Origin of the sequence: Afipia massiliensis (genome assembly GCF_001006325.2) — a bacterium.
GTDB classification, from domain to species: domain Bacteria; phylum Pseudomonadota; class Alphaproteobacteria; order Rhizobiales; family Xanthobacteraceae; genus Afipia; species Afipia massiliensis_A.
Genome location: NZ_LBIA02000001.1, coordinates 4,276,416 through 4,296,113 on the forward strand (window position 1 = coordinate 4,276,416; position 19,698 = coordinate 4,296,113).

The 19,698-nt window shown below is 58.2% G+C and carries 14 protein-coding genes; 2 read left to right on the top strand and 12 right to left on the bottom strand.

Going from position 1 to position 19,698, the window contains the following annotated elements:
* Nucleotides 1-26 precede the first annotated feature (26 nt).
* The 5 genes from YH63_RS20560 to YH63_RS20580 form a co-directional block, all read right to left on the bottom strand.
* The gene (locus YH63_RS20560) at nt 27-407 is read right to left on the bottom strand and encodes a cytochrome C oxidase subunit IV family protein (protein ID WP_046830136.1); all 381 of its coding nucleotides are present in this window, start codon (nt 405-407) and stop codon (nt 27-29) included.
* A 9-nt stretch (nt 408-416) separates the two neighbouring features.
* A complete protein-coding gene (locus YH63_RS20565; protein WP_046830137.1) occupies nt 417-1,142 on the bottom strand; it encodes a heme-copper oxidase subunit III family protein in 726 nt (241 codons plus the stop codon).
* Between the two features lie 15 nt (nt 1,143-1,157).
* Nucleotides 1,158-1,862, bottom strand: coding sequence for a cytochrome c oxidase subunit 3 (locus YH63_RS20570; protein WP_046830138.1), 705 nt, complete (start codon nt 1,860-1,862; stop codon nt 1,158-1,160).
* Nucleotides 1,859-3,634: a cytochrome c oxidase subunit I gene (gene ctaD / locus YH63_RS20575; protein WP_046830139.1), complete on the bottom strand. Its 1,776-nt coding sequence runs from the start codon at nt 3,632-3,634 to the stop codon at nt 1,859-1,861. The genes YH63_RS20570 and ctaD overlap by 4 nt, the downstream gene beginning before the upstream one ends.
* 76 nt (nt 3,635-3,710) lie before the next feature.
* On the bottom strand, nt 3,711-4,544 hold the full coding sequence (locus tag YH63_RS20580; RefSeq protein ID WP_046830140.1) for a cytochrome c oxidase subunit II: 834 nt from the start codon (nt 4,542-4,544) through the stop codon (nt 3,711-3,713).
* Between the two features lie 573 nt (nt 4,545-5,117).
* Between YH63_RS20580 and YH63_RS20585 the strand changes: the two genes are divergently transcribed.
* Complete coding sequence (locus tag YH63_RS20585) at nt 5,118-6,020, top strand: DUF2189 domain-containing protein (RefSeq protein WP_046830141.1); 903 nt, start codon at nt 5,118-5,120, stop codon at nt 6,018-6,020.
* Nucleotides 6,021-6,128: 108 nt separating this feature from the next.
* On the opposite strand, the gene YH63_RS20590 is transcribed toward YH63_RS20585, so the two are convergent.
* Nucleotides 6,129-6,707: a TetR/AcrR family transcriptional regulator gene (locus tag YH63_RS20590; protein WP_349642973.1), complete on the bottom strand. Its 579-nt coding sequence runs from the start codon at nt 6,705-6,707 to the stop codon at nt 6,129-6,131.
* Between the two features lie 122 nt (nt 6,708-6,829).
* Between YH63_RS20590 and YH63_RS20595 the strand changes: the two genes are divergently transcribed.
* Nucleotides 6,830-8,065: an MFS transporter gene (locus YH63_RS20595; RefSeq protein ID WP_046830143.1), complete on the top strand. Its 1,236-nt coding sequence runs from the start codon at nt 6,830-6,832 to the stop codon at nt 8,063-8,065.
* Nucleotides 8,066-8,092: 27 nt separating this feature from the next.
* Here the strand turns inward: YH63_RS20595 and YH63_RS20600 are convergent, their stop codons facing one another.
* The 6 genes from YH63_RS20600 to YH63_RS20625 form a co-directional block, all read right to left on the bottom strand.
* Complete coding sequence (locus YH63_RS20600) at nt 8,093-9,715, bottom strand: ABC-F family ATP-binding cassette domain-containing protein (RefSeq protein ID WP_046830144.1); 1,623 nt, start codon at nt 9,713-9,715, stop codon at nt 8,093-8,095.
* A gap of 103 nt (nt 9,716-9,818) precedes the next feature.
* On the bottom strand, nt 9,819-12,386 hold the full coding sequence (locus YH63_RS20605) for a putative Ig domain-containing protein (protein ID WP_083992746.1): 2,568 nt from the start codon (nt 12,384-12,386) through the stop codon (nt 9,819-9,821).
* Between the two features lie 36 nt (nt 12,387-12,422).
* The gene (locus YH63_RS20610) at nt 12,423-13,967 is read right to left on the bottom strand and encodes a GNAT family N-acetyltransferase (protein ID WP_246658094.1); all 1,545 of its coding nucleotides are present in this window, start codon (nt 13,965-13,967) and stop codon (nt 12,423-12,425) included.
* A gap of 105 nt (nt 13,968-14,072) precedes the next feature.
* Nucleotides 14,073-15,431: an HlyD family type I secretion periplasmic adaptor subunit gene (locus YH63_RS20615; protein ID WP_046830146.1), complete on the bottom strand. Its 1,359-nt coding sequence runs from the start codon at nt 15,429-15,431 to the stop codon at nt 14,073-14,075.
* Nucleotides 15,432-15,496: 65 nt separating this feature from the next.
* Nucleotides 15,497-17,671 (bottom strand): type I secretion system permease/ATPase, encoded by a 2,175-nt coding sequence (locus tag YH63_RS20620; RefSeq protein ID WP_046830147.1) that lies wholly within the window; start codon nt 17,669-17,671, stop codon nt 15,497-15,499.
* A 60-nt stretch (nt 17,672-17,731) separates the two neighbouring features.
* Nucleotides 17,732-19,669 carry a hypothetical protein gene (locus YH63_RS20625; RefSeq protein ID WP_046830148.1) on the bottom strand — a complete coding sequence of 646 codons (1,938 nt, stop codon included), beginning with the start codon at nt 19,667-19,669 and terminating at the stop codon, nt 17,732-17,734.
* Nucleotides 19,670-19,698: the final 29 nt, after the last annotated feature.

Genomic DNA, 19,698 nt, shown 5'->3' on the forward strand with positions numbered 1-19,698 from the left:
CCTCCCTGCGCACGAGGCCCCCGCTTCTACGCTCCTGACTTGAAGAACACGATCCGGGTCAGCAGCGTGTAATCCGACTCAAGCACCATGATGGCCACGAAGACCAACAGCGCCAGTGGCGGAAGCAGGATGGCATAACTCAATGCCAGCCGCTCCCAGGCCATATGCATGAAGACGGCAACGATCAAACCGGCCTTCGCAACCATGAACAGCAGGATCAGCGACCAGCGCAAATATCCGTGAACGCCGAAGTAATCGACGAGATACGAACAGGCGCTGAGGATAAACAACCATCCCCAGACAACAAGGTACAGCTTGATAGGATGTTGCTGTCCCTCGGCATGCGAGGTTGCCGACGTGGCCGGATGCGCTGCCTGAGAAACTCCGTTCATCGTGACTTCGGCCATGCCGTCACCTCACCAAAGATAGAAGAAGGCAAAGATAAACACCCACACCAGATCCACGAAATGCCAGTAAAGCCCTGTGATTTCGACGATCTCGTATTGTCCTTTTCGGCTCGTGAAAAAGCCGCGCCGCTCGGTGTCGAAGTCCCCCCGCCAAACCTTTCGCGCGATGATGATCAGGAAAATCACGCCGATGGTCACGTGGGTGCCGTGGAAACCCGTGATCATGAAGAAGCTCGCGCCGAATTGGGCCGCGCCCCACGGGTTTTCCCACGGCCGGGCCCCTTCCGTGATCAGCTTGGTCCACTCGAAAGCTTGCATGCCGACGAACATCGCACCAAACACAGCGGTCACCAGCATCAGTATCGCAGTTTTGCGACGATCCCGGCGATAGCCGTAGTTGACCGCCATCGCCATGGTTCCGCTGCTGCTGATTAGCACAAAGGTCATGATCGCGATCAGAATGAGCGGAAGATGCTGTCCCGCAATCTCGAGGGCGAACACTTCACTTGGGTTCGGCCAAGGCACCGTCGTCGACATGCGCGCCGTCATGTACGACAGCAGGAAGCAGCCGAAAATAAAGGTGTCGCTGAGAAGAAAGATCCACATCATGGCCTTGCCCCACGAGACATCCTTGAACGCGCGCTGATCCGAAGACCAGTCGGCGACGATGCCTCGCAACCCTGCAGGCCGCGCTCGGGTTTGTTGTCCGGCGTTTGTCAGCGCAGTTTCAGCCATTGCGCTCACCTCTCCCTAGGTCAGCAACTGGCGGCAGATGGCGGCAAAATCGTCCGCCCAGCCCGTCAGCAGCGCAAGCAGGATCAGCCAAACCAGAAGCAGGAAGTGCCAGTACATGGTGCACAGTTCCACGCTCAGACGCAGCCGCGAAACTTCCACACCGCGCCATGCCTTCGCGGTGGTTCTGCCCAGCACCGCGAGGCCGCCGAGTACATGCAGCCCATGAACTGCAGTGATGAGATAGAAGAATGCATTGGCCGGATTTGCCGCCAGAAGGTAGCCGGCGGCGTTGAGTTGCTGCCACGCCAGAAGCTGACCAATCACAAACACTACAGAGGAAACACCTCCCGCAAGCAGACCAATCAGCACATTGTCGCTGTCATCCCGGCGTACGGCGACCTGCGCCCATTGCAGCGCCGCGCTGCTCACGATCAGAACGCCGGTGTTGAACCACAACAGCTTGGGCATGGGCAGCGAGCGCCAGTCAGTCAATTCCATGCGCATGGAGTACGCACTGATGAAGAGCGCGAACAGCGAGCCGACGACCGCAAGAAACACACCCAGCCCAATTTTTGCCGGCGGTAGCAACGAAGCGCCTCCACCAGGAAAATCGCCGATTGCCCCTTCCTCCAGCCAGGGTTTCGCCGCGAGCCGCTGCTGCGAGAGCCACCATCCCGCAATGGCCGCCAGCCCAGCCATGAACAGGATGATCGCGGTCATGGGTGAGCTCCCTGCCCTGTTAATGCGGACGGCGGCTCATTCTGCGGCACGAAATCCCGCGCAGCCCCGGGGACGCTGTAATCGTAAGCCCAGCGATACACGACGGGGAGCTCCTTGCCCCAATTGCCATGCGTCGGCGGAGTTTCCGGTGTTTGCCACTCCAGCGTGGTGGCGTTCCACGGATTCCCGCCCGCCTCTTTCCCTTTGCGCAGGCTCCAGAACATATTGAACACGAACACCAGCTGGGCGAAGCCGACGATCAAGGCCGCCACGCTCATGAACGCGTTCAGGTCGTGCGCGGATGCAGGGACGAAAGCCGTATCGCCAATATCGTGATAGCGGCGCGGTACACCCAGCAGGCCGAGATAGTGCATGGGGAAGAAAATTGCATAAGCTCCGAGGAACGTGACCCAGAAATGGAACTTGCCCATCCAATCGTTGAGCATCCGTCCGGTGACTTTCGGATACCAATGATAGATCGCGCCAAACACGACCATGATCGGCGCCACGCCCATCACCATGTGGAAATGCGCGACGACGAACATTGTGTCGGATAGCGGCACGTCCACGACCACATTGCCGAGGAACAGACCGGTCAGCCCGCCGTTGACGAACGTGACGATGAAGCCGAGCGCGAACAACATCGGCACCGTCAGATGGATGTCGCCGCGCCACAGGGTCAGAACCCAGTTATAGACCTTGATGGCTGTCGGGATAGCGATGATCAACGTGGTCGTTGCGAAGAAGAACCCGAATTTCGGATTCATGCCGCTGACATACATATGGTGCGCCCACACCACGAAGCTCAGCGCGCCGATTCCGACGATGGCCCAGACCATCATGCGATAACCGAAGATGTTCTTTCTCGCATGCGTGCTGATCAGGTCAGACACAATGCCGAACGCCGGCAGCGCAACGATATAGACCTCGGGGTGACCGAAGAACCAGAACAGGTGCTGAAACAACAGCGGACTGCCGCCGCCGTATTTCATCTGCTGGCCCATCTCCACAAGTGTGGGCATGAAGAAGCTGGTGCCGAGGAGCCGGTCCAGAAGCATCATCACGGACGCGACGAACAACGCTGGAAAAGCGAGCAGCGCCATGACTGTCGCCGTGAAAATGCCCCACACCGTCAGCGGCATGCGCATCAGCGTCATTCCGCGCGTGCGGGCCTGCAGCACGGTCACCACATAATTCAAGCCGCCCATGGTGAATCCGACAATGAACAGGATCAGCGACAACAACATCATGATGATGCCCGCTTCCTGCCCCGGCGTGCCGGAGAGAACTGCCTGCGGCGGGTACAACGTCCATCCGGCGCCGGTCGGACCACCGGGAACGAAGAAAGTCGCAACCAGCACCACCACGGCAAGCAGATAGATCCAGTAGCTCAGCATGTTCGCGTACGGGAACACCATGTCGCGCGCGCCCACCATCAGCGGGATGAGGTAGTTTCCGAAGCCGCCCAGGAACACCGCGGTGAGCAGGTAGATCACCATGATCATGCCGTGCATGGTGATGAACTGGAGATACTGGCTTGGGTCGATAAACGAGAACGTGCCGGGGAATCCGAGTTGCAGCCGCATCAGCCACGAGAGCACCAGCGCGACCATCCCGATCGCCATCGCGGTGAGCGAATACTGTATGGCGATGACTTTGGCATCCTGAGAGAAGACGTACTTCGTCCACCAGCTGTGCGGATGATAAAGATCGACCTCTCCCACCTCAGCCGGCGGAATGCGTGCAATGACGTCAGACGGGACATCAACCATCGAAATGTCCTCCTTGGTCTTCCTCTCGTCGGAGAAGGGTTCGCCTCACGATATGCGGCGTCTCTTCATCGATTTTTTATTCACTGCCTGTCGTGTAAGTCGCCTTCATAATGTTGCGCGGACCGGACAGTTCCGCGAACGTCTGCTGCTGCTCCAGCCACGCCCGATAATCTTTCTCTTCCTGAACGATGACCTTTCCCCGCATCTGCGAGTGCGCGAGGCCGCAAAGCTCCGCGCAGAGAACCTCGAACGTTCCCGTCCGCGTGGGAGTGAACCAGAAGTAAGTGACCGAACCAGGCACCATATCCATTTTGGCGCGGAACTCCGGCACATAGAAATTGTGCAGGACATCGATCGATCGCAGCAGCACCTTGACCGGCTTGCCGATTGGCAGGTGGAGGTCGCCGTTCTCGATCACGATGTCGTCCTGTCCGGCGGAATCCTTGGGATTCAAACCCAAAGGATTTTCAGCGCTGACGTTGCTGGCGTCGGACGTCCCCATCCGACCGTCCTTACCTGGGAGCCGGTAGCTCCAGCGCCACTGCTGACCCATGACCTCGATCTCGGTCGCATCCGCAGGGACTGTCACGAACTGATGCCAGACGACAAGACCGGGCGCCAACATCGCTCCGACGCCAACCGCGGTTCCGATTGTGAGCCACCATTCGAGCTTTTTGTTTTCCGGCTCGTAGGCTGCCTTCCTGCCTTCCTTGTGATGAAAGCGGTAAACGCAATAGGCCATGAAGGCGACGATGGCGAAAAAGACGGCACCCGTGATCCAGAAGGTCATGGTGATGGTGTCGTCGATGTAACTCCAGTTCGAGGCAATCGGCGTCCACCACCATGGACTCCAGAGGTGGAACGCCACCGAGGCGACCGCGACCAAAAGAAATATGAGCGCTACAGCCATCCCTTGTTCATCCTTGCCTCTAGAGGCTACGGACTTTAAGGGGCATGGATCATGTCGGCATCGGATGGCATGCCTGAAGCTAGCCACCGCAATGCTGGCCGCCTTGCCCCCTTAACCGGTCGCAACGTTGAACTCGACATTAAGTGGTTCAAGTCGGTCGGGTTCAATTCAGCGAGATGTTGCGATCGCTGGTGTCATCGAACTATGGGCATTACCACTACAGGATGTTCCTCGGCGGGCTTGGTTGTCAATAGACCGGCTTAGGCGAGCCGACGCCGTGAGCAGCTTGTTGAGACATTCGCGTGTCGTCGCGCGCGATACCGCATCGCAATCTAGAGGACTACGCAGCGTCAGACTCAGACAAGGGAACCCAAGGCTACTGGAAAGATTTTTTTTGCAGATGCACAATCGATCTAACAGCGCGTGCTATTCTTCCCGGATTCCGTTATACTTGCTCTACAGGTCGCGCCCTGTTTCGGATTCTATCGCGACTTCTGCGCACGAAGGCGATTGAACGCCGCTCCAAAAGTGACGCCCAATCTCGCCAGTGCTAATGCATGGGAGATTGTGACCATGGCCACACCGTATTCCGACAACATTCCGCAGGTTGTATCTGATCTTGTCGCCACCCCTGTTGTTCGCAACATCGGCTTCTCCGATTTACGTGAAGCGTTGCGGCTGGGCTGGGAGGACTTCAAAGCGATTCCAAGCCACGCAATCATCCTGTGCATCATCTATCCCGTACTGGGTCTTGTAATCGCCAGAACGGTGTTGGGCTATTCGGTATTGCCACTCCTGTTTCCGCTGGCGGCCGGCTTCGCATTGATTGGCCCCTTTGCGGCTCTGGGCCTTTATGAACTCAGCCGCCGCCGCGAACGCGGTGAAGAACCCTCTGCATGGCATGCGTTCGGTGTGCTGAGATCGCCTTCGTTCGGAGCCATGCTCGGACTAGGTGTGATCCTGCTCATCCTGTTTGTGGTCTGGGTCGCCACCGCGGACTCCATTTACGTTGCCATCTTTGGCAACACCCCAGCCGCAAGCATTCCCGATTTCGCCTCACGCATTTTTACGACCAGTGAGGGACTGAAGCTGATGATCGTGGGATGCAGCGTCGGCTTTCTGTTCGCCGTTATCGCCTTGTGTATCAGCGTCGTGGCGTTTCCACTGATGCTCGACCGGCACGCGAATACGACCGATGCAATCCGAACCTCGCTACAGGTTGTCATGAAGAACCCGATTGCCATGGCAACGTGGGGACTGATTGTTGCCGCGCTGTTGGTGATCGGATCGATTCCGTTGTTCCTCGGTCTCGCCGTCGTCCTGCCCGTACTCGGTCATGCCACATGGCATCTTTATAGGAAGGTGCTCGAGCCAGACCCACATCCTTGGCAGGAACCTCCGCACCCGCCCAAGGGACGGCGCTATGCGGCGGACTTTCCTGCGTCGCTCCTCCCGTGGGGGCGAGACAAGCCGTAGGGCGAAGCGACGACAACCCATCCTCGCGCGCTAGCGCTCGCGAGGATGTTCTGCGGACAAGCCAGCCGCGTAATGCTTCGCCGACAGATTGTGATGCAGCCTTCCTGACTATACGTCGGGCAACTTGACGCCCGCATTCACCAGCAAAAGCCGAGCCACATCCTGCGCCGCCCTGGCAACCGAGCGATCACGCAGGACGAGGTTCTGCGCAATCGCACCATCGACAAGGACAGCCAGTTGCGTCGCCAGAAGCTCGGGGTTCTCCACCCCGAGTTTGGTGACCTGATCGCTGAACCACTGACGTCGGCTTTCCTTGAAAGCCTTGGAGATCTTCCTCACCTGCGGGTCGGTCGCGCCGACCTCGGTCACGGCGTTGACAAAGGGACAGCCGCGCACGTCCTTGCTGGCAAATCCGCGCTCAAGCCTCTCGAACGCACGCAGGATTTGTTCGGCAGGCGGTCGGTCCGACGGCGGGATCGTCGAGAACCGGCCCTTGAGATAGGCGGCGACAAGCTGATCCTTGGACGGAAAATGGTTATAGAGGGTACGTTTGCTGATGCCGATTTCAGCTGCGATGGTATCCACCCCGACTGCCCGAATCCCCTGTAGATGAAACAACCGATCGGCGGTTTCGAGAATCCGCTGCTTCATCGGTTGTTTCTGGGGCTGTTTCTGAGATGACGGCATATGTCATGGACCGGGGTTTATCGCTGCTTGACAGCGTAAAGCTTCGGCCCCAATCTAGTTACACAGGTCGGTGTAATCAACCGACTTGCAGCGTAAAATAGAACAAGAAAAGGACGCTACCAATGAACGCGCTGCAAGCACTTCGTCCCGCTTTCCCCATCCTGCTCGGCGCATCGTTGATGCTCACCCTGAGCATGGGCATCAGGCAGAGTCTGGGCATTTTCATGCAGCCGCTGACACAGGATGTCGGCATCTCGATCTCCGAGTTCACACTGGCAATCGCAATCCAGAACCTGGCGTGGGGCTTCACGCAGCCGATTGCGGGTGCCTATGCAGCACGCTTCGGATTTCGGCCCATCATGCTGATCGGCGCGGGACTTTACATTGCCGGCCTCATCCTCATGGTGATCGCTCAGGGTTTTCTCAGCATCATGATCGGCGCCGGCATTCTGATCGGCACATCGCTGTCCTGTATCGCTTCGTCGGTGAGCATGGCGGTGGCGGCACGTGCCGTTGCAGCACCATCGCGCAGTCTGGTCCTCGGCATCGTATCGGCCGCGGGATCGCTGGGTGCACTGATCGCGGCGCCGCTTGGTCAGGCACTGAATCAGGAATATGGCTGGCGCTTTGGCGTTGCCGGTTTCGTGATCCTGTCGCTGGCGCTAATCCCCGCAACATGGTTTGCCGGAAAAGTGGACAAGGTCCCGCTTCCCGCGGCAACCTCAACTGATATGGATAATATCTCCGCGAAAACCGCGGCCGGCCGCGCATTCGGAAACGCCTCCTTCATCGTGATGACGGGGGCGTATTTCGTCTGCGGAATGCAACTGGTCTTTCTCACGACGCATCTTCCAACCTATCTCGCAATCTGCGGCATGGACCCGATGTTGAGCGCCCAGACACTTGGCGTGATCGGCGGCTTCAATGTGCTCGGCAGCCTGTTCTTCGGCTGGGCAGGCGGCAGATGGAATAAGCTCGCGCTGCTCGGCGGAATCTATTTTTCGCGGTCTCTCATTCTGGCGTGGTACTTCATGCAGACGCCAACGACCACGACGACACTGATCTTCGCGGCCTTGATGGGCTTTCTGTGGCTCGGCGTCGGCCCGCTGGTTGCTGGCGCAATTGTCGAGATGTTCGGACTGAAGTGGCAGGCGATGATCAGCGGCCTTGCCTTCATGAGCCACCAACTCGGCAGCTTCCTCGGCGCGCTTGGCGGCGGCCTGATTTACGACTCGCTCGGCTCCTACACACTGGCGTGGCAGGTCGGCGTCGCCATAGGTCTGACGGCTGGCATCATCCAGATTGCGTTTGCGCTGATACGCCCGTCCGAGCCGCCGCTAGCTTTGCGAACGACATAAGCCGATTGCAGGCGAGCCCGAACCTGCTCAGCTACGCAGGCCGGGAGCCTCGTGGCCGGTGCGTGCGACATACTCGGTATACCCGCCGCCATACTGGTGAATGCCCTCGGGCGTTAGTTCCAGCACCCGGTTCGACAACGCGGCAAGGAAGTGCCGGTCATGCGAGACGAACAACATGGTGCCTTCGTACTGCGACAGCGCCGTGATGAGCATTTCTTTCGTCGCCATGTCGAGATGGTTGGTGGGTTCGTCCAGCACCAGGAAGTTCGGCGGGTCAAACAGCATCTTCGCCATGACAAGCCGCGCCTTCTCGCCGCCGGAAAGCACACGGCATCTCTTCTCGACATCGTCGCCCGAGAATCCAAAGCAGCCGGCCAGCGCGCGTAGCGAACCCTGCCCCGCCTGCGGAAACGAATACTCCAGCTCTTCAAACACGGTGCGTTCGCCGTCGAGCAAATCCATCGCGTGCTGGGCGAAGTAGCCCAGCTTCACGCTACCTCCCACAGCCACCGTTCCGTCATCCGGCTCGGTCGAGCCAGTCACAAGCTTCAACAGCGTGGATTTTCCAGCGCCATTAATTCCCATCACGCACCAGCGCTCCCTGCGGCGGATCTGGAAATCCAGCCCCTCGTAGATGCTCCGGCTGCCATAGCCCTTGTGGACGTTCTTCAGGCTGACGACATCCTCGCCCGATCGCGGCGCCGGCAGGAAGTCGAACGCAACCGTCTGGCGCCGCTTGGGCGGCTCGACCCGCTCGATCTTGTCCAGCTTCTTCACGCGGCTCTGGACCTGGGCGGCGTGGGACGCACGCGCCTTGAACCGCTCGATGAACTTGATTTCCTTGGCAAGCATCGCCTGCTGGCGCTCGAACTGCGCCTGCTGCTGCTTTTCGCTCAGCGCACGCTGCTGTTCGTAGAACTCGTAGTTTCCCGAGTACGATGTCAGCCCGCCGCCGTCGATCTCCACCACCTTGGTCACGGTGCGGTTCATGAACGCGCGGTCGTGCGACGTCATCAGCAGCACGCCTTCATAGCCTTTCAAGAATTCCTCCAGCCAGATGAGGCTCTCCAGATCCAGATGGTTGCTCGGTTCGTCGAGCAGCATCGCATCGGGGCGCATCAAGAGAATGCGGGCCAGCGCCACGCGCATCTTCCAGCCGCCGGACAATGCGCCTACGTCGCCGTCCATCATCTCCTGGCTGAAACTGAGGCCTGAGAGAACTTCGCGCGCCCGGCCCTCGAGCGCATAGCCGTCCAGTTCCTCGAACCGGTGCTGCACCTCGCCGTAGCGCTCGATGATGCTGTCCATCTCGTCTGCCCGGTCCGGATCCGCCATGGCGGCTTCCAGTTCCTTCAACTCGGTGGCGACAGCGCTCACAGGGCCGGCCCCGTCCATCACCTCGGACACGGCGCTGCGGCCAGACATCTCGCCGACATCCTGGCTGAAGTAGCCGATGGTCACCCCGCGGTCGACGGCGACCTGGCCCTCATCGGGCAACTCACGGCCTGTGATCATCCGGAACAGCGTCGTCTTGCCTGCTCCGTTAGGCCCCACCAATCCGACCTTCTCTCCCCTCTGGAGTGCTGCGGAAGCCTCAATAAAGAGAATCTGGTGGCCATTCTGCTTGCTGATATTGTCGAGACGAATCATGTGCGCACGGGACCCGGAACAAGAAGTTTCGGCCGTGCTTTAATCCATGTAGCGCATCAACGGAAGAGTGTTCCGGACCGCCCCAGTGTCCTCAAATACCGGTCTAAACCAGGTGGAAATCGCTTTGATGCGTATGAAGTTCCACCGATGAACTGAGCCGGGTTGCCCCATGCTCATCGTGAGCGCTGAAAAAATCAAAGCTCGTCATCACGTGAACGAGAGCAGCCACATCAGGCCCGTCCCCGGACCACGATCTTCCGGTCTGTATCGGATCGGAGGTTGAGCGTGCCTCGTGATCCGCGTCGCGGCCAAAATTCGATCTGAAAACGAAATGGTCCCCACTCCAAGTATCGCGCTGTTCTCCGGAACTGCTATTCCATGAGAACGCCACGTTGTGACTGGTCATAAAAGAGCTGTGACTATGGTGTGACGAACTCGTCTGGCTTGAATGTTCGGCGACGGTGCGGGACCAGCCCGTATCCGCAAAGCTAGAACGGTCAGAATCAAAGTCCGTCGGAGCAGGTGTATGGGTTGATCCGTGCGCCCGTGCATCGTTCGCGCTGCTGTCGTGGGCACCGTTCGATGATACTTGATATGAAGTGTGCTCGCCGGAAGACGATGCAACTTCTCTTGACGACAACGAGCTTTCATCACTCTCCCGCGTGGAATCGCGGGAGCACTTTTCACCGCAATCGGCGGAATCGGATTTACTCACTTCGGAACTATGACGGCCCTGGCTCTCGTCGTTGACAGTGTCGCCGGTTTCTGCTGCCGCCGGATCGCGGCTAAGATCAGAGTCATTTGAGGCGATCGCGCCGTTTACACCGTCGTCATGGTGATGATGATCATGGTGGTGGTGGTGATGATGACTGTCTGCAATGACAAGATCGAACTGATCGACGGCCGTGGCATTGTGCTCATCGCTTGCGACGACCTTGATATGAAGAACACATTCTTCACCCTTGGGCGGTGTTCCGGAAAATGTCATCGTCACCGGATCGAACGTGAGCCAGCCAGGAAGCGGATCGCCATTCGCCAGCATTACACGGTAGCTCAACGTATCGTTGGCATCGAGATCGGCAAATACACAGGCCGGGATGACATATTCGAATCTGCAGCCTTCCCGTGCGCGCTGGTCCGGAATCGCGTGCTCGACAGTTGGCCGGTCGTTCAGCCCGTTGATGGTGAGAGTCAGGGTTTCTGGAACAACAGACGTTCCGGGTTGGCTATCAAAGCCGATCGTATAGATCGCTGATTCCCCAACGCCCAGAAATGCAAATCGGCTCGCGTCATACGTCACGACGCCGGTTGCTGGATCGACCCGCACCAGCTCGGCGAGATTGACGCCTTCCGGCGGCGGCACCGTGCTTTCCACGCCGGTAACAGCGCCGGTGCCCGATACATAGCGTCCGGCCGATTCTCCGATAACCTCACCATCGACTGTGACCGTGACCTGATCGCTGATGGTAAAGTTTCGTTCGACGGGTCCCTGCGATGCCTGGACATCGACCACATCTGCCACTGCAACCGTGCGCACCTCCGGAGGTTCGGGGGCCTCCGGAAAAACCAGAAACTCCTGTAGCGCGGCCGTGGCTGGTACGATTGCAACGCCATTTGCAAGGGCGATCAGCGCGGGCACGCCGGATTCACTTCCCAGCGTCGCAAAACTCCTGGTGGGATTTGCAAGCGGGTTCACGCTGGAACCGGTCCGATCGTTTCCGGGGCCGTCCGGATTATAGTTGGGATAGTAAATCTGAAAGACCTGCTGAATAAGGTTCTTCTCGCTCTGGATGTCGGCGAGCGTTTTCAGTTGATCGACGGCGGAGACTGGCTGGCCGGCGCCATGCGGCGAGACAACCGTCACGAGCCCCGCTTGCGACACCACCCGGATCAGATCGCCGGTTACCTTGTCATAGAGATGAAACGAACCGATTTTTCCGTCCGGCTCCTTGAGCACGGAGAATTTGCTCGGTCCATCGTCTGCAGCGATTTCCACCATGACGGCGGTGCCTCGAATGCCCATCGTTGCAACAGGTGTTTCGACTCGCATATTGCCGAATTTGGCCGTGTGTCCGGCAACGAGGGTGATGGCCCCTTGCACCAGACTTAAAAGCGACGAGTTGGACGATCCATTGGGATCATACGTCATCTCATCCAGAACAATGCGTGCATTGGATGCAAGACCCAAGGCCGTACCATCGACGAAACTGATTCCAATCGTGGTATCAGGCCCCGTCTGGATGACGTCACCTTTGAGAAGCCGATCGCCCTGTTTCAACTCTACAGGAACACCATTCCGGGTGATCACCGCGCTGCCGCTCATCTTGACGACATTGCCAACGGCGGGCACCGCGCTCGCGATCTGGTCCGCCTGGGCGTACTGGACTCTTGCCGTCATCGCCTCAACGACCCGTCCCGACAGGCTGGCTCCTTCCAGCGACATCAATGTCGGGCGATCTTCGCCTTTGAAGTATTCCGGAACGGTGACACTTCCGGCTTCATTGGAAATAACCAGATCGACGCCAACGCGATTGTAGTTTCCAGAGAACAGCAGTTCAGCGCCGACAAAGGCAGCCGCGTGACTTTCCCCGGGCACATCATCGCTCGTCGCGAATACAAAGCCGTCCACGACTGACAGCCCGGAGAAGTCTTGCGTGATGGCGTTGTTCATACGGGTTCTGGTGCCTCGGCTCCACGTTTTCCGCAGCTACAGTGACGCTGTTTCGCCCTGGACCATTGTGCGATCAGCGATACGCCTTGTTTTCAACTCGCTGCCATTCTTCTTGGCCGCCCTCGCCGTTTGTCCGAGAACGGCGACCAATGCCGCATTGACCTCCTCGATACGGCCAAGCTTGATCAGAATCCCTGCGAGGTTTTTGAAGGTATCAGGCAGATCCGGCCTCAGCCGGATAACCTCGCGATAGGCGTGGGCTGCATCCAGATACTGTTCCAGCGCTTCGCATGATTGCGCGAGACAGAGCCACGACTTGTAAGCATCTGGCCTGATCGTGCTCAGAGTCTTGAAAAGCCGCTTTGCTGCGATATGATCGCCCTTGTTGGTAAAGAGCTGGCCAAGCCGATGGATCGCATCAGCATTCTTCGGCTGGACGTTAAGCACTTCACGGTATCCGCGTTCGGCTTCCACGAGTTTGCCGGCCTGATGGAGTCCGGTCGCCTGCTCCAGAACCTCAGGGACGGTTCGCGGATCGATTTTCCCGCCGAGGTTCCGTCCATTCTTCGTCCCGACCACGGTGCAACGAATCCGGCGCTCCTTCACACCGAATGAATACTTGTAAGGCTCGTTGCCGCGAAGGAAATCGTACTCAGTAAAACCGTTGGCAATAGCGTAACGAATGCTGTGCGCGTGGAGGATGACACCCGGAGGCAGACCGTCGAAAGTTTCATCGCGTCCCGTCATGTAGAACAGGAATGAACGCTTGCGCGAATCCATGAGCGTGGCGAGCGCTGCCAGTGGGCGGTCTTCTTTCCAAAGCGTCGGGAGATACAGCAGGTCCGCGTGGAAGCTGCGCGTCAGCATCGCCCGATTTGAGCGCACCAGCGTTTGAGTGAGATCGCCTTTCCGCGGCTTCCATTTCGTCTCCCAGAACTGGAGGAGCGTATTGAGATCCCGCTCGATGGTTTCAGGTGTCGCCACAGTGATACGATATTCACCCGTCGCATCGACCTGCCTGAGCAACCGCCTGATTTTCTGCCTGGTATTCGTGCTCAATGTCTCGAGATACAAATCCCAGTCCGGCGGAAGCACTGCGAATGGGCACAGACTGTTGTCAATGCCATCGACTTTTCCGACGCGACTTGTCTCGCTTGTCTGAAAGTTCGCTTTTGGAAAATGCGCCAGCAGAAGACGCATCCTGGATTCCGAAACACGGAAGTTCTCGAAGTTCAGACGCGACCAGTTCAACTGCTTCACGTATCTGGCGAACGCCGGTATCGCCAAATGCTCCGCGCCCGGTGCACACAGGAAGCCCGTATAATCCGCCGCGAAGTTCCCGGCCATATTCAGCTCATTGTGGATACGCCCGTTCTCCGTCCTGGTTTGAATCCGCATCGGAAGAAAGGCGACATACGGCCCGTCCGCCTTGTTATCCATCTTCGCCGCAAGAACGAACCACGGACCGGCGACTTGCCTGAGCCAACCCGAGAGCCATTTCCATGACATGAAGAGCTGCGCATCCGGATCCGCATCATAAATGGCGTTCCAGTTGTCCTCGACCTTCGCCAGATCGGTCAATGTATCGATGACTTCGATGCGCATCTCATCACCTCGCTTGCGGGTTCATGTCTCGGCGTTTCTGCTCGATTCTTGCAAACTCTTCCTCTCGGCCCTGCGGCTTATTCATCGCTCGCGGAAAGCCCGCAGCATGCTGTCGTGTATCGGCTTTACGATGTACTGAAAGAACGTCCGTTCCGATGTCTTGATGTATACTTCTGCTGGCATACCGGGCGTGGGGCTGAAGCCGGGAATAGTTGCAGCCTCCACGGTGCTCAGCTTGACGCGAACGATGTAAATGTCCGTCGGCCCCACTTGCTGCGATTTACGCTCATCAGCCAGCGCATCGGCGGAGAGATAGATAACCTCCCCTGAAATCATCGGCGTGATGCGCTGATTCAGCGCCGTCAGACGAACCGTCGCATGCTGACCATGCTTCACGTTGTCGATGTCCTGCGGACGCACGCGCGCTTCAATGATAAGTTCATCCTTGAGCGGCAGAATCTCCATGATGTTCTTTCCAGCCTCGATCACTCCGCCTTGCGTGTGGTACCTGAGCTTGACGACGACTCCCCTGACGGGGGCCGTGATGCGAATGCGATCGAGAACGCCCTTGGCACTGAGCATTCGTTCGCGCACATCGACCAGCTCTCCGCGGACCTCATGCATCTGCTCGACCGCGGTCTTGATTGCGGCTTTCTTGACGCCATTGATCTGTTCGAGCGCCCTCGCGATGCGCTCCTTCGCATCTCCAATATCGCCCATGATCCGGCCAACCTCTCCTTCGAGGTTTGCCTGCGTACGCTGCAGGATCAGAAGTTCAGGCTTTCGAACCAACCCTGTCCTGAGCAGATGCTCCTTTGTTTCGACTTCTTCCTCGATAAACTTGATCTGGCGTCGAACGCCATCCAACTGAATCCTTGATCCCTGAATACGCTCATTCAGCGCGTTGATGCCCTCGTTGATGCCGGCAATGTCACTGTTCATATTGTTTCGCCGGGCGGTGAATGTCAGTCTTTGACTTTCGAGAATTTCCTTTACTTCAGGACTATCGGAACCTGTCAGTTCTTCCGGAAACGTTATCTCCGGCTGCTCGCGCATTTCAGCGTGCAGCCGGGCGTCGATCGCGGTCAATCGCGTGCGTCGCAGGAACAGCCGGCGCAGTTCGGTGTTCGGGGCGGTGCTGTCCAGTTCAACCAGAAGCTGCCCCTGTTCGACCACGTCGCCTTCACGCACATGGATCTCGCGAATGACACCGCCTTCAAGATGCTGGATGATCTTGTTCTGCCCTGTCGCAACGAAGACGCCAGATGCAACCACCGCGCCGGCTATGGGCGCCGTGTTGCCCCACACGCCAAAACCCATCACCATGCCGGCCATCACGACAACGCCCGCAATAGTCGGAAACCGCGTCGAGCGCGGGAGCGAGTCATACCAAGTCACATCGGCAACAGGTGCTTTCGCAGTGAGTTCTTTGCCAGACATCTCGATACCTCGATGATCAGCTCGCTCGCTTCAAGTACGCCACAATCCCTGGAATCGCATTTTCACTAAGAGTTCAGCATCGGCGGCCCATCGCCCGGGCCACCGGATCCATTCGGCTTCCGTCCGGTAATCATCGGAATGATGTCGTCGCGGGTGCCAAACGCCTTGACCGACCCGTTATGGAGAATCATGATCTTGTCGACGCTTCTCAGCAGCGCGGCGCGCTGCGTAATGGTCACGACGGTGATCCGCTTCTCTTTTGCACGAATGAGCGCCCTGGCGAGCGCACGCTCGCCGTTGGCATCGAGATTTGAATTGGGTTCATCAAGCACCATGAGCCGCGGATTACCGTAGAATGCGCGTGCCAGCCCGATCCGCTGCCTCTGTCCACCCGACAATGGGCTCCCGTCCATGCCAACGACGGTTTCATAGCCTTGAGCGAAGTTTGATATCATCTCGTGAACGTCGGCGGTTTCGGCGGCGTCGAATATGTCCTCGTCGATGGCATCCTGGCGCATGCGCGCGATGTTCGCTTTGATCGAGGCTGGAAAGAGCTGAACGTCCTGAGGCAGGTAACCGACGCTTTCGCCGAATTGGCGGGTGTCCCAGTTGCGGAGATCCATCATGTCGAGCCGCACGTTACCCGCCGTTGGAATGATGGAGCCAACGAGCATGCGTGCGAGCATCGTCTTTCCCGTCCCGGAATCGCCCACGATTGCCAGTGATTCGCCTGGCTCCAGCTGGAAGCTGATGCCATTCAGGATGACCTTCTTGGTTGGCGGAGGGACGTAGAGAATTCGCTCCACGCTCAGGTGCCCCTGGGGGCGCGGTAAACGTAGTCGATCAAAATTCAACGGCGAATTTTTCAGGAGCGTTTTCACGCGCCCGTAAGCCGACCGCGCCTGGACGAATCCGCGCCAACCTTCGATTGTGCCTTCCAGCGGAGCCAGCGCCCTGCTCGCCACGATTGAAGCAGCGATGATCATGCCGCTCGTCAATTGGCTTTCCAGCGCAAGCCACGCACCCCAGCCCAGGATGGCGATTTGGGTACATAGACGCAGGAATTTGGATATTCCGGTCATGATGATGTTGAGGTCTTGCCCGGCGACCTGTGCCTTTAGCGACTCGACGGTTTCGTGCCCCCAGACCTGAACGCCCTCCGGAATCATTCCCATGGCGTTGATGACCTGTGCATTGCGCGCCATCGATTCGGCTTGGAGATTGGCGCGGGTCCCGTATGCGTTCGCGCGCGTGAATGGAACCGCGGTGACTCTTTGATTGAGCAACGCGACGCCCATCAACACCACTCCGGACGACAGAACGATCAGGCCGAGGTGCGGATGAATAAGAAACACAACCGCAAAGTAGACGGGGGCGACCGGCGCATCGAACATCGTAAGCAGGACAGGACCGGTGATAAACGCGCGCAGATGCTGAAGGTCCGCCAGTGTCTGAAATTCACGGATCGATCCACCTTGCGCAGCTTTTGCGGCCGCGCTGAGGACAGGTCCGCCCAGCTTGGCTTCCGTCTCGACGGCAACCCGCATCAAGATGACGCGCCGCATCATGTCCATCAGGACGTGCGCAGCTATCGCAACGACGACAATTATCGTTAGCATAACGAGCGTATCCGTGCTCCGGCTCGTCATCACCCGATCCGACATGTTGAAGAGATAGACCGGAATCGCCAGAACCAGGAGATTGACGGCAACAGAGAAGATTCCAACGGTCACAAGATTGCGCCGAGCATTGGCAAGCCCCTTGCCCAGCACGTCGCGGAATTCATTGTCGCTCGAGCGTTTGTGCAGCGGCTGGGAACCCCCGCCGCCACCACCGCCGCCTCCACTGCCATTGGGAGGAGTACCGCCGCCGCCCGTCGCAACCGCCGGAACCGAAGCGCTGTCGCCGGCTGGGCCACTTTTTTCCGACGCTCGCCCCTCGATTTCTGGATGCGGAGGATTTTTCGCTGTCTCGGGTAGCGGAGAAGCATCTGACCGCCTGGCGGTGCCGTCCGCAGCCACCAAAACCTGTTGAATTGCGGCGGCCGTGCCGGCTTGATTCCCTCCCGGCGTTGCAGCTTCAGGAGGGATCACCGGCGATGGATGATTGTCAGACGCATCGTCATGCCGGAGCGGAAACGGAACAATCTCGGCAGAATACAGTTTTGCGCGCTCTTCATCAGTCAATTGCGCAAGCGAACGATCCTCGTCGTCAAATTCGTTGTCGCTGCCCCGGGTCATTCCCCCAACCTCCGCCGTCCATTACTTCAGTTCAAGGTTCGCGCTTTTTTGGTTCGGCCATCAGTGCATGACGCTTGCAACAGGATCCTCATAAGCAGGCGCGGTTGCTACCGGTTGCACCGCCGGCGCTTCCTCCGGGCCATCGTCGATGAAAGCGATAAGCTCCGGGACCAGCGACTCCACATCACCGGCAAGCACATGATCATCGTCCGTCGCCACCAAATTGGCCTGCACGAGAATCGTGTCCCCATACACCTCGCCGTTGACGTAGGTGTTCGTCGCGCCGACATCGACAATCGCAGCATCGTTGGTGAGAAGGTTCTTGCCGCTTGTCACCGACTGTGCGTCGGCGCCGTCTGGATCAAGAGCCAAGGCAGCCGCCGAGAGCGGATCGAGGAACTGCATAACGATGTTCACGTCAGTGATGACGTTGGTCTGCCAGATCGCGTTGACGTCGTAATAGTCGCCCGTGATGTACAACACGTTGAAAACGCCGCCGGAACCATCAACGAATTTGCCATAGGAGGGATCGAGAGTGGTCGAACCGTTTTCGATCGCGGTGACAAGGCTATTCAGGTTGTTATTCATCGGAAGGAAATTGTCGTCGCCATAGCTCGCGATTGTCGCCGTATTGGTCAGCTCGTTCTGGCCCGACACGACAGACTGCGACGGGTCGCCGCCGTCCGCGAACATCTTGATCAGGTCGTTGTTCAACAAGATATTATTCTGAAAGATCACATTCATGCCGTGATAAGCACCGGCGACGATGATCAGATCGTAATGAATCGTTCCGTCGAACAACGCGATCAGGTTACCCTGCTCGTTCCCGCCGCTATATAACTCATAGTGAGTGTCCGCGCTCTTCTGAACCACGATGTCGTTGTCGGACAGATAGTTCATCTGCACAATCGCGTGCACACTGTAGTAGTTGCCGTCCACCACATCGACGTTCCATTGCGGTCCGGCGAATGCCGCTTTCAACTCGGCATAGATCCCGGGTTTCTGAATGAAATCGGCAATGTTGTCGGTCTTGTTGCCACCCTCCACGACAGGAAGCGCGGCGCCTCCAGCCATCTCGATTTGGTCCTGATCCATGATGGAGTTGGTCTGGAAGATCGCGTTTGTCTTGAAGTAATCGCCCATCACGATCATGGAGCGCCCGGATTCGCTCAGATCGACTATCAAGCTGGCGTTCCAGCTGTCGTTGGCTCCGGTTTCGGCCCATTGCCCGAGACCGTTACCGAGATCGGGCGCGGGTACGGGGTCCGGAAGCGGCGTCTCGGCCGGCGGCTCAGGCCGAGGCGTTTGAAGCTCACCGTTCAGATAGTAACCAGGCTCGACTGAATGCGCGCCTGGTGCACCGTCCCGAGAGGCGAAGTCCGCATCATAGTCCTGGACGAATTCTGCCGCGCCTGCCGTGCTCTGCGGAATCAGCCATTCATTCGGAATATGTTCGCTTGCGCTCTCCGCCATCTTCTGAAGGATAGCTTCGGTATCGGATGCAATACGCGCGACATCGCAAGCGATGTCGTCGGCGCTGCCGCCGACGAGGATGCTGTCGCCATCCGACATGAAATTGTACTGACGAATCTGGACCAGGCTCTGCTCGCCGCCCTCCTGATACTGAACCGTAATCTTGAATTCGGATCCACCGCCGCCTCCACCTGACGCTCCGGGAAACAGGAACGGCGGGAGCCGGTCGGACAGATTGAAATCCAGATCCGGCCTTGGCGCTGCCGGGCTCAATGACTTGATCGGGAGGATCCGGGGATGGTGCAGTTCTTCAAACGGTCCAATGAACGGACCAGGCAAACCGTGGCTGTCGAGAGGATTGAAATCCGGGTTGCTTCCGTAATTGGGGCGCGGCGTGATGTAATCATCTTGCAAGTTGCGGAAGGCTGACTCGTCGTAGCCGATGCGGTCCCGCGCAATGTCATTTATGATCTGAAAATAGCCCGCGAAATGCCAGACTACTTCGGTTACGCCGCCAGGCACCATGGGAGCCTCCTGTGTCAGGCTCGGGAATC

Bases quoted from the DNA above. Each gene is read 5' to 3' on its own strand.
- YH63_RS20600 (WP_046830144.1), bottom strand. From the start codon at position 9,715: ATGATTCGTCTCGACAATATCAGCAAGCAGAATGGCCACCAGATTCTC.
- YH63_RS20560 (WP_046830136.1), bottom strand. From the start codon at position 407: ATGGCCGAAGTCACGATGAACGGAGTTTCTCAGGCAGCGCATCCGGCC.
- ctaD (WP_046830139.1), bottom strand. From the start codon at position 3,634: ATGGTTGATGTCCCGTCTGACGTCATTGCACGCATTCCGCCGGCTGAG.
- YH63_RS20615 (WP_046830146.1), bottom strand. From the start codon at position 15,431: ATGTCTGGCAAAGAACTCACTGCGAAAGCACCTGTTGCCGATGTGACT.
- YH63_RS20570 (WP_046830138.1), bottom strand. From the start codon at position 1,862: ATGACCGCGATCATCCTGTTCATGGCTGGGCTGGCGGCCATTGCGGGA.
- YH63_RS20595 (WP_046830143.1), top strand. From the start codon at position 6,830: ATGAACGCGCTGCAAGCACTTCGTCCCGCTTTCCCCATCCTGCTCGGC.
- YH63_RS20590 (WP_349642973.1), bottom strand. From the start codon at position 6,707: ATGCCGTCATCTCAGAAACAGCCCCAGAAACAACCGATGAAGCAGCGG.
- YH63_RS20565 (WP_046830137.1), bottom strand. From the start codon at position 1,142: ATGGCTGAAACTGCGCTGACAAACGCCGGACAACAAACCCGAGCGCGG.
- YH63_RS20625 (WP_046830148.1), bottom strand. From the start codon at position 19,669: ATGGTGCCTGGCGGCGTAACCGAAGTAGTCTGGCATTTCGCGGGCTAT.
- YH63_RS20605 (WP_083992746.1), bottom strand. From the start codon at position 12,386: ATGAACAACGCCATCACGCAAGACTTCTCCGGGCTGTCAGTCGTGGAC.
- YH63_RS20580 (WP_046830140.1), bottom strand. From the start codon at position 4,544: ATGGCTGTAGCGCTCATATTTCTTTTGGTCGCGGTCGCCTCGGTGGCG.
- YH63_RS20620 (WP_046830147.1), bottom strand. From the start codon at position 17,671: ATGACCCGGGGCAGCGACAACGAATTTGACGACGAGGATCGTTCGCTT.
- YH63_RS20585 (WP_046830141.1), top strand. From the start codon at position 5,118: ATGGCCACACCGTATTCCGACAACATTCCGCAGGTTGTATCTGATCTT.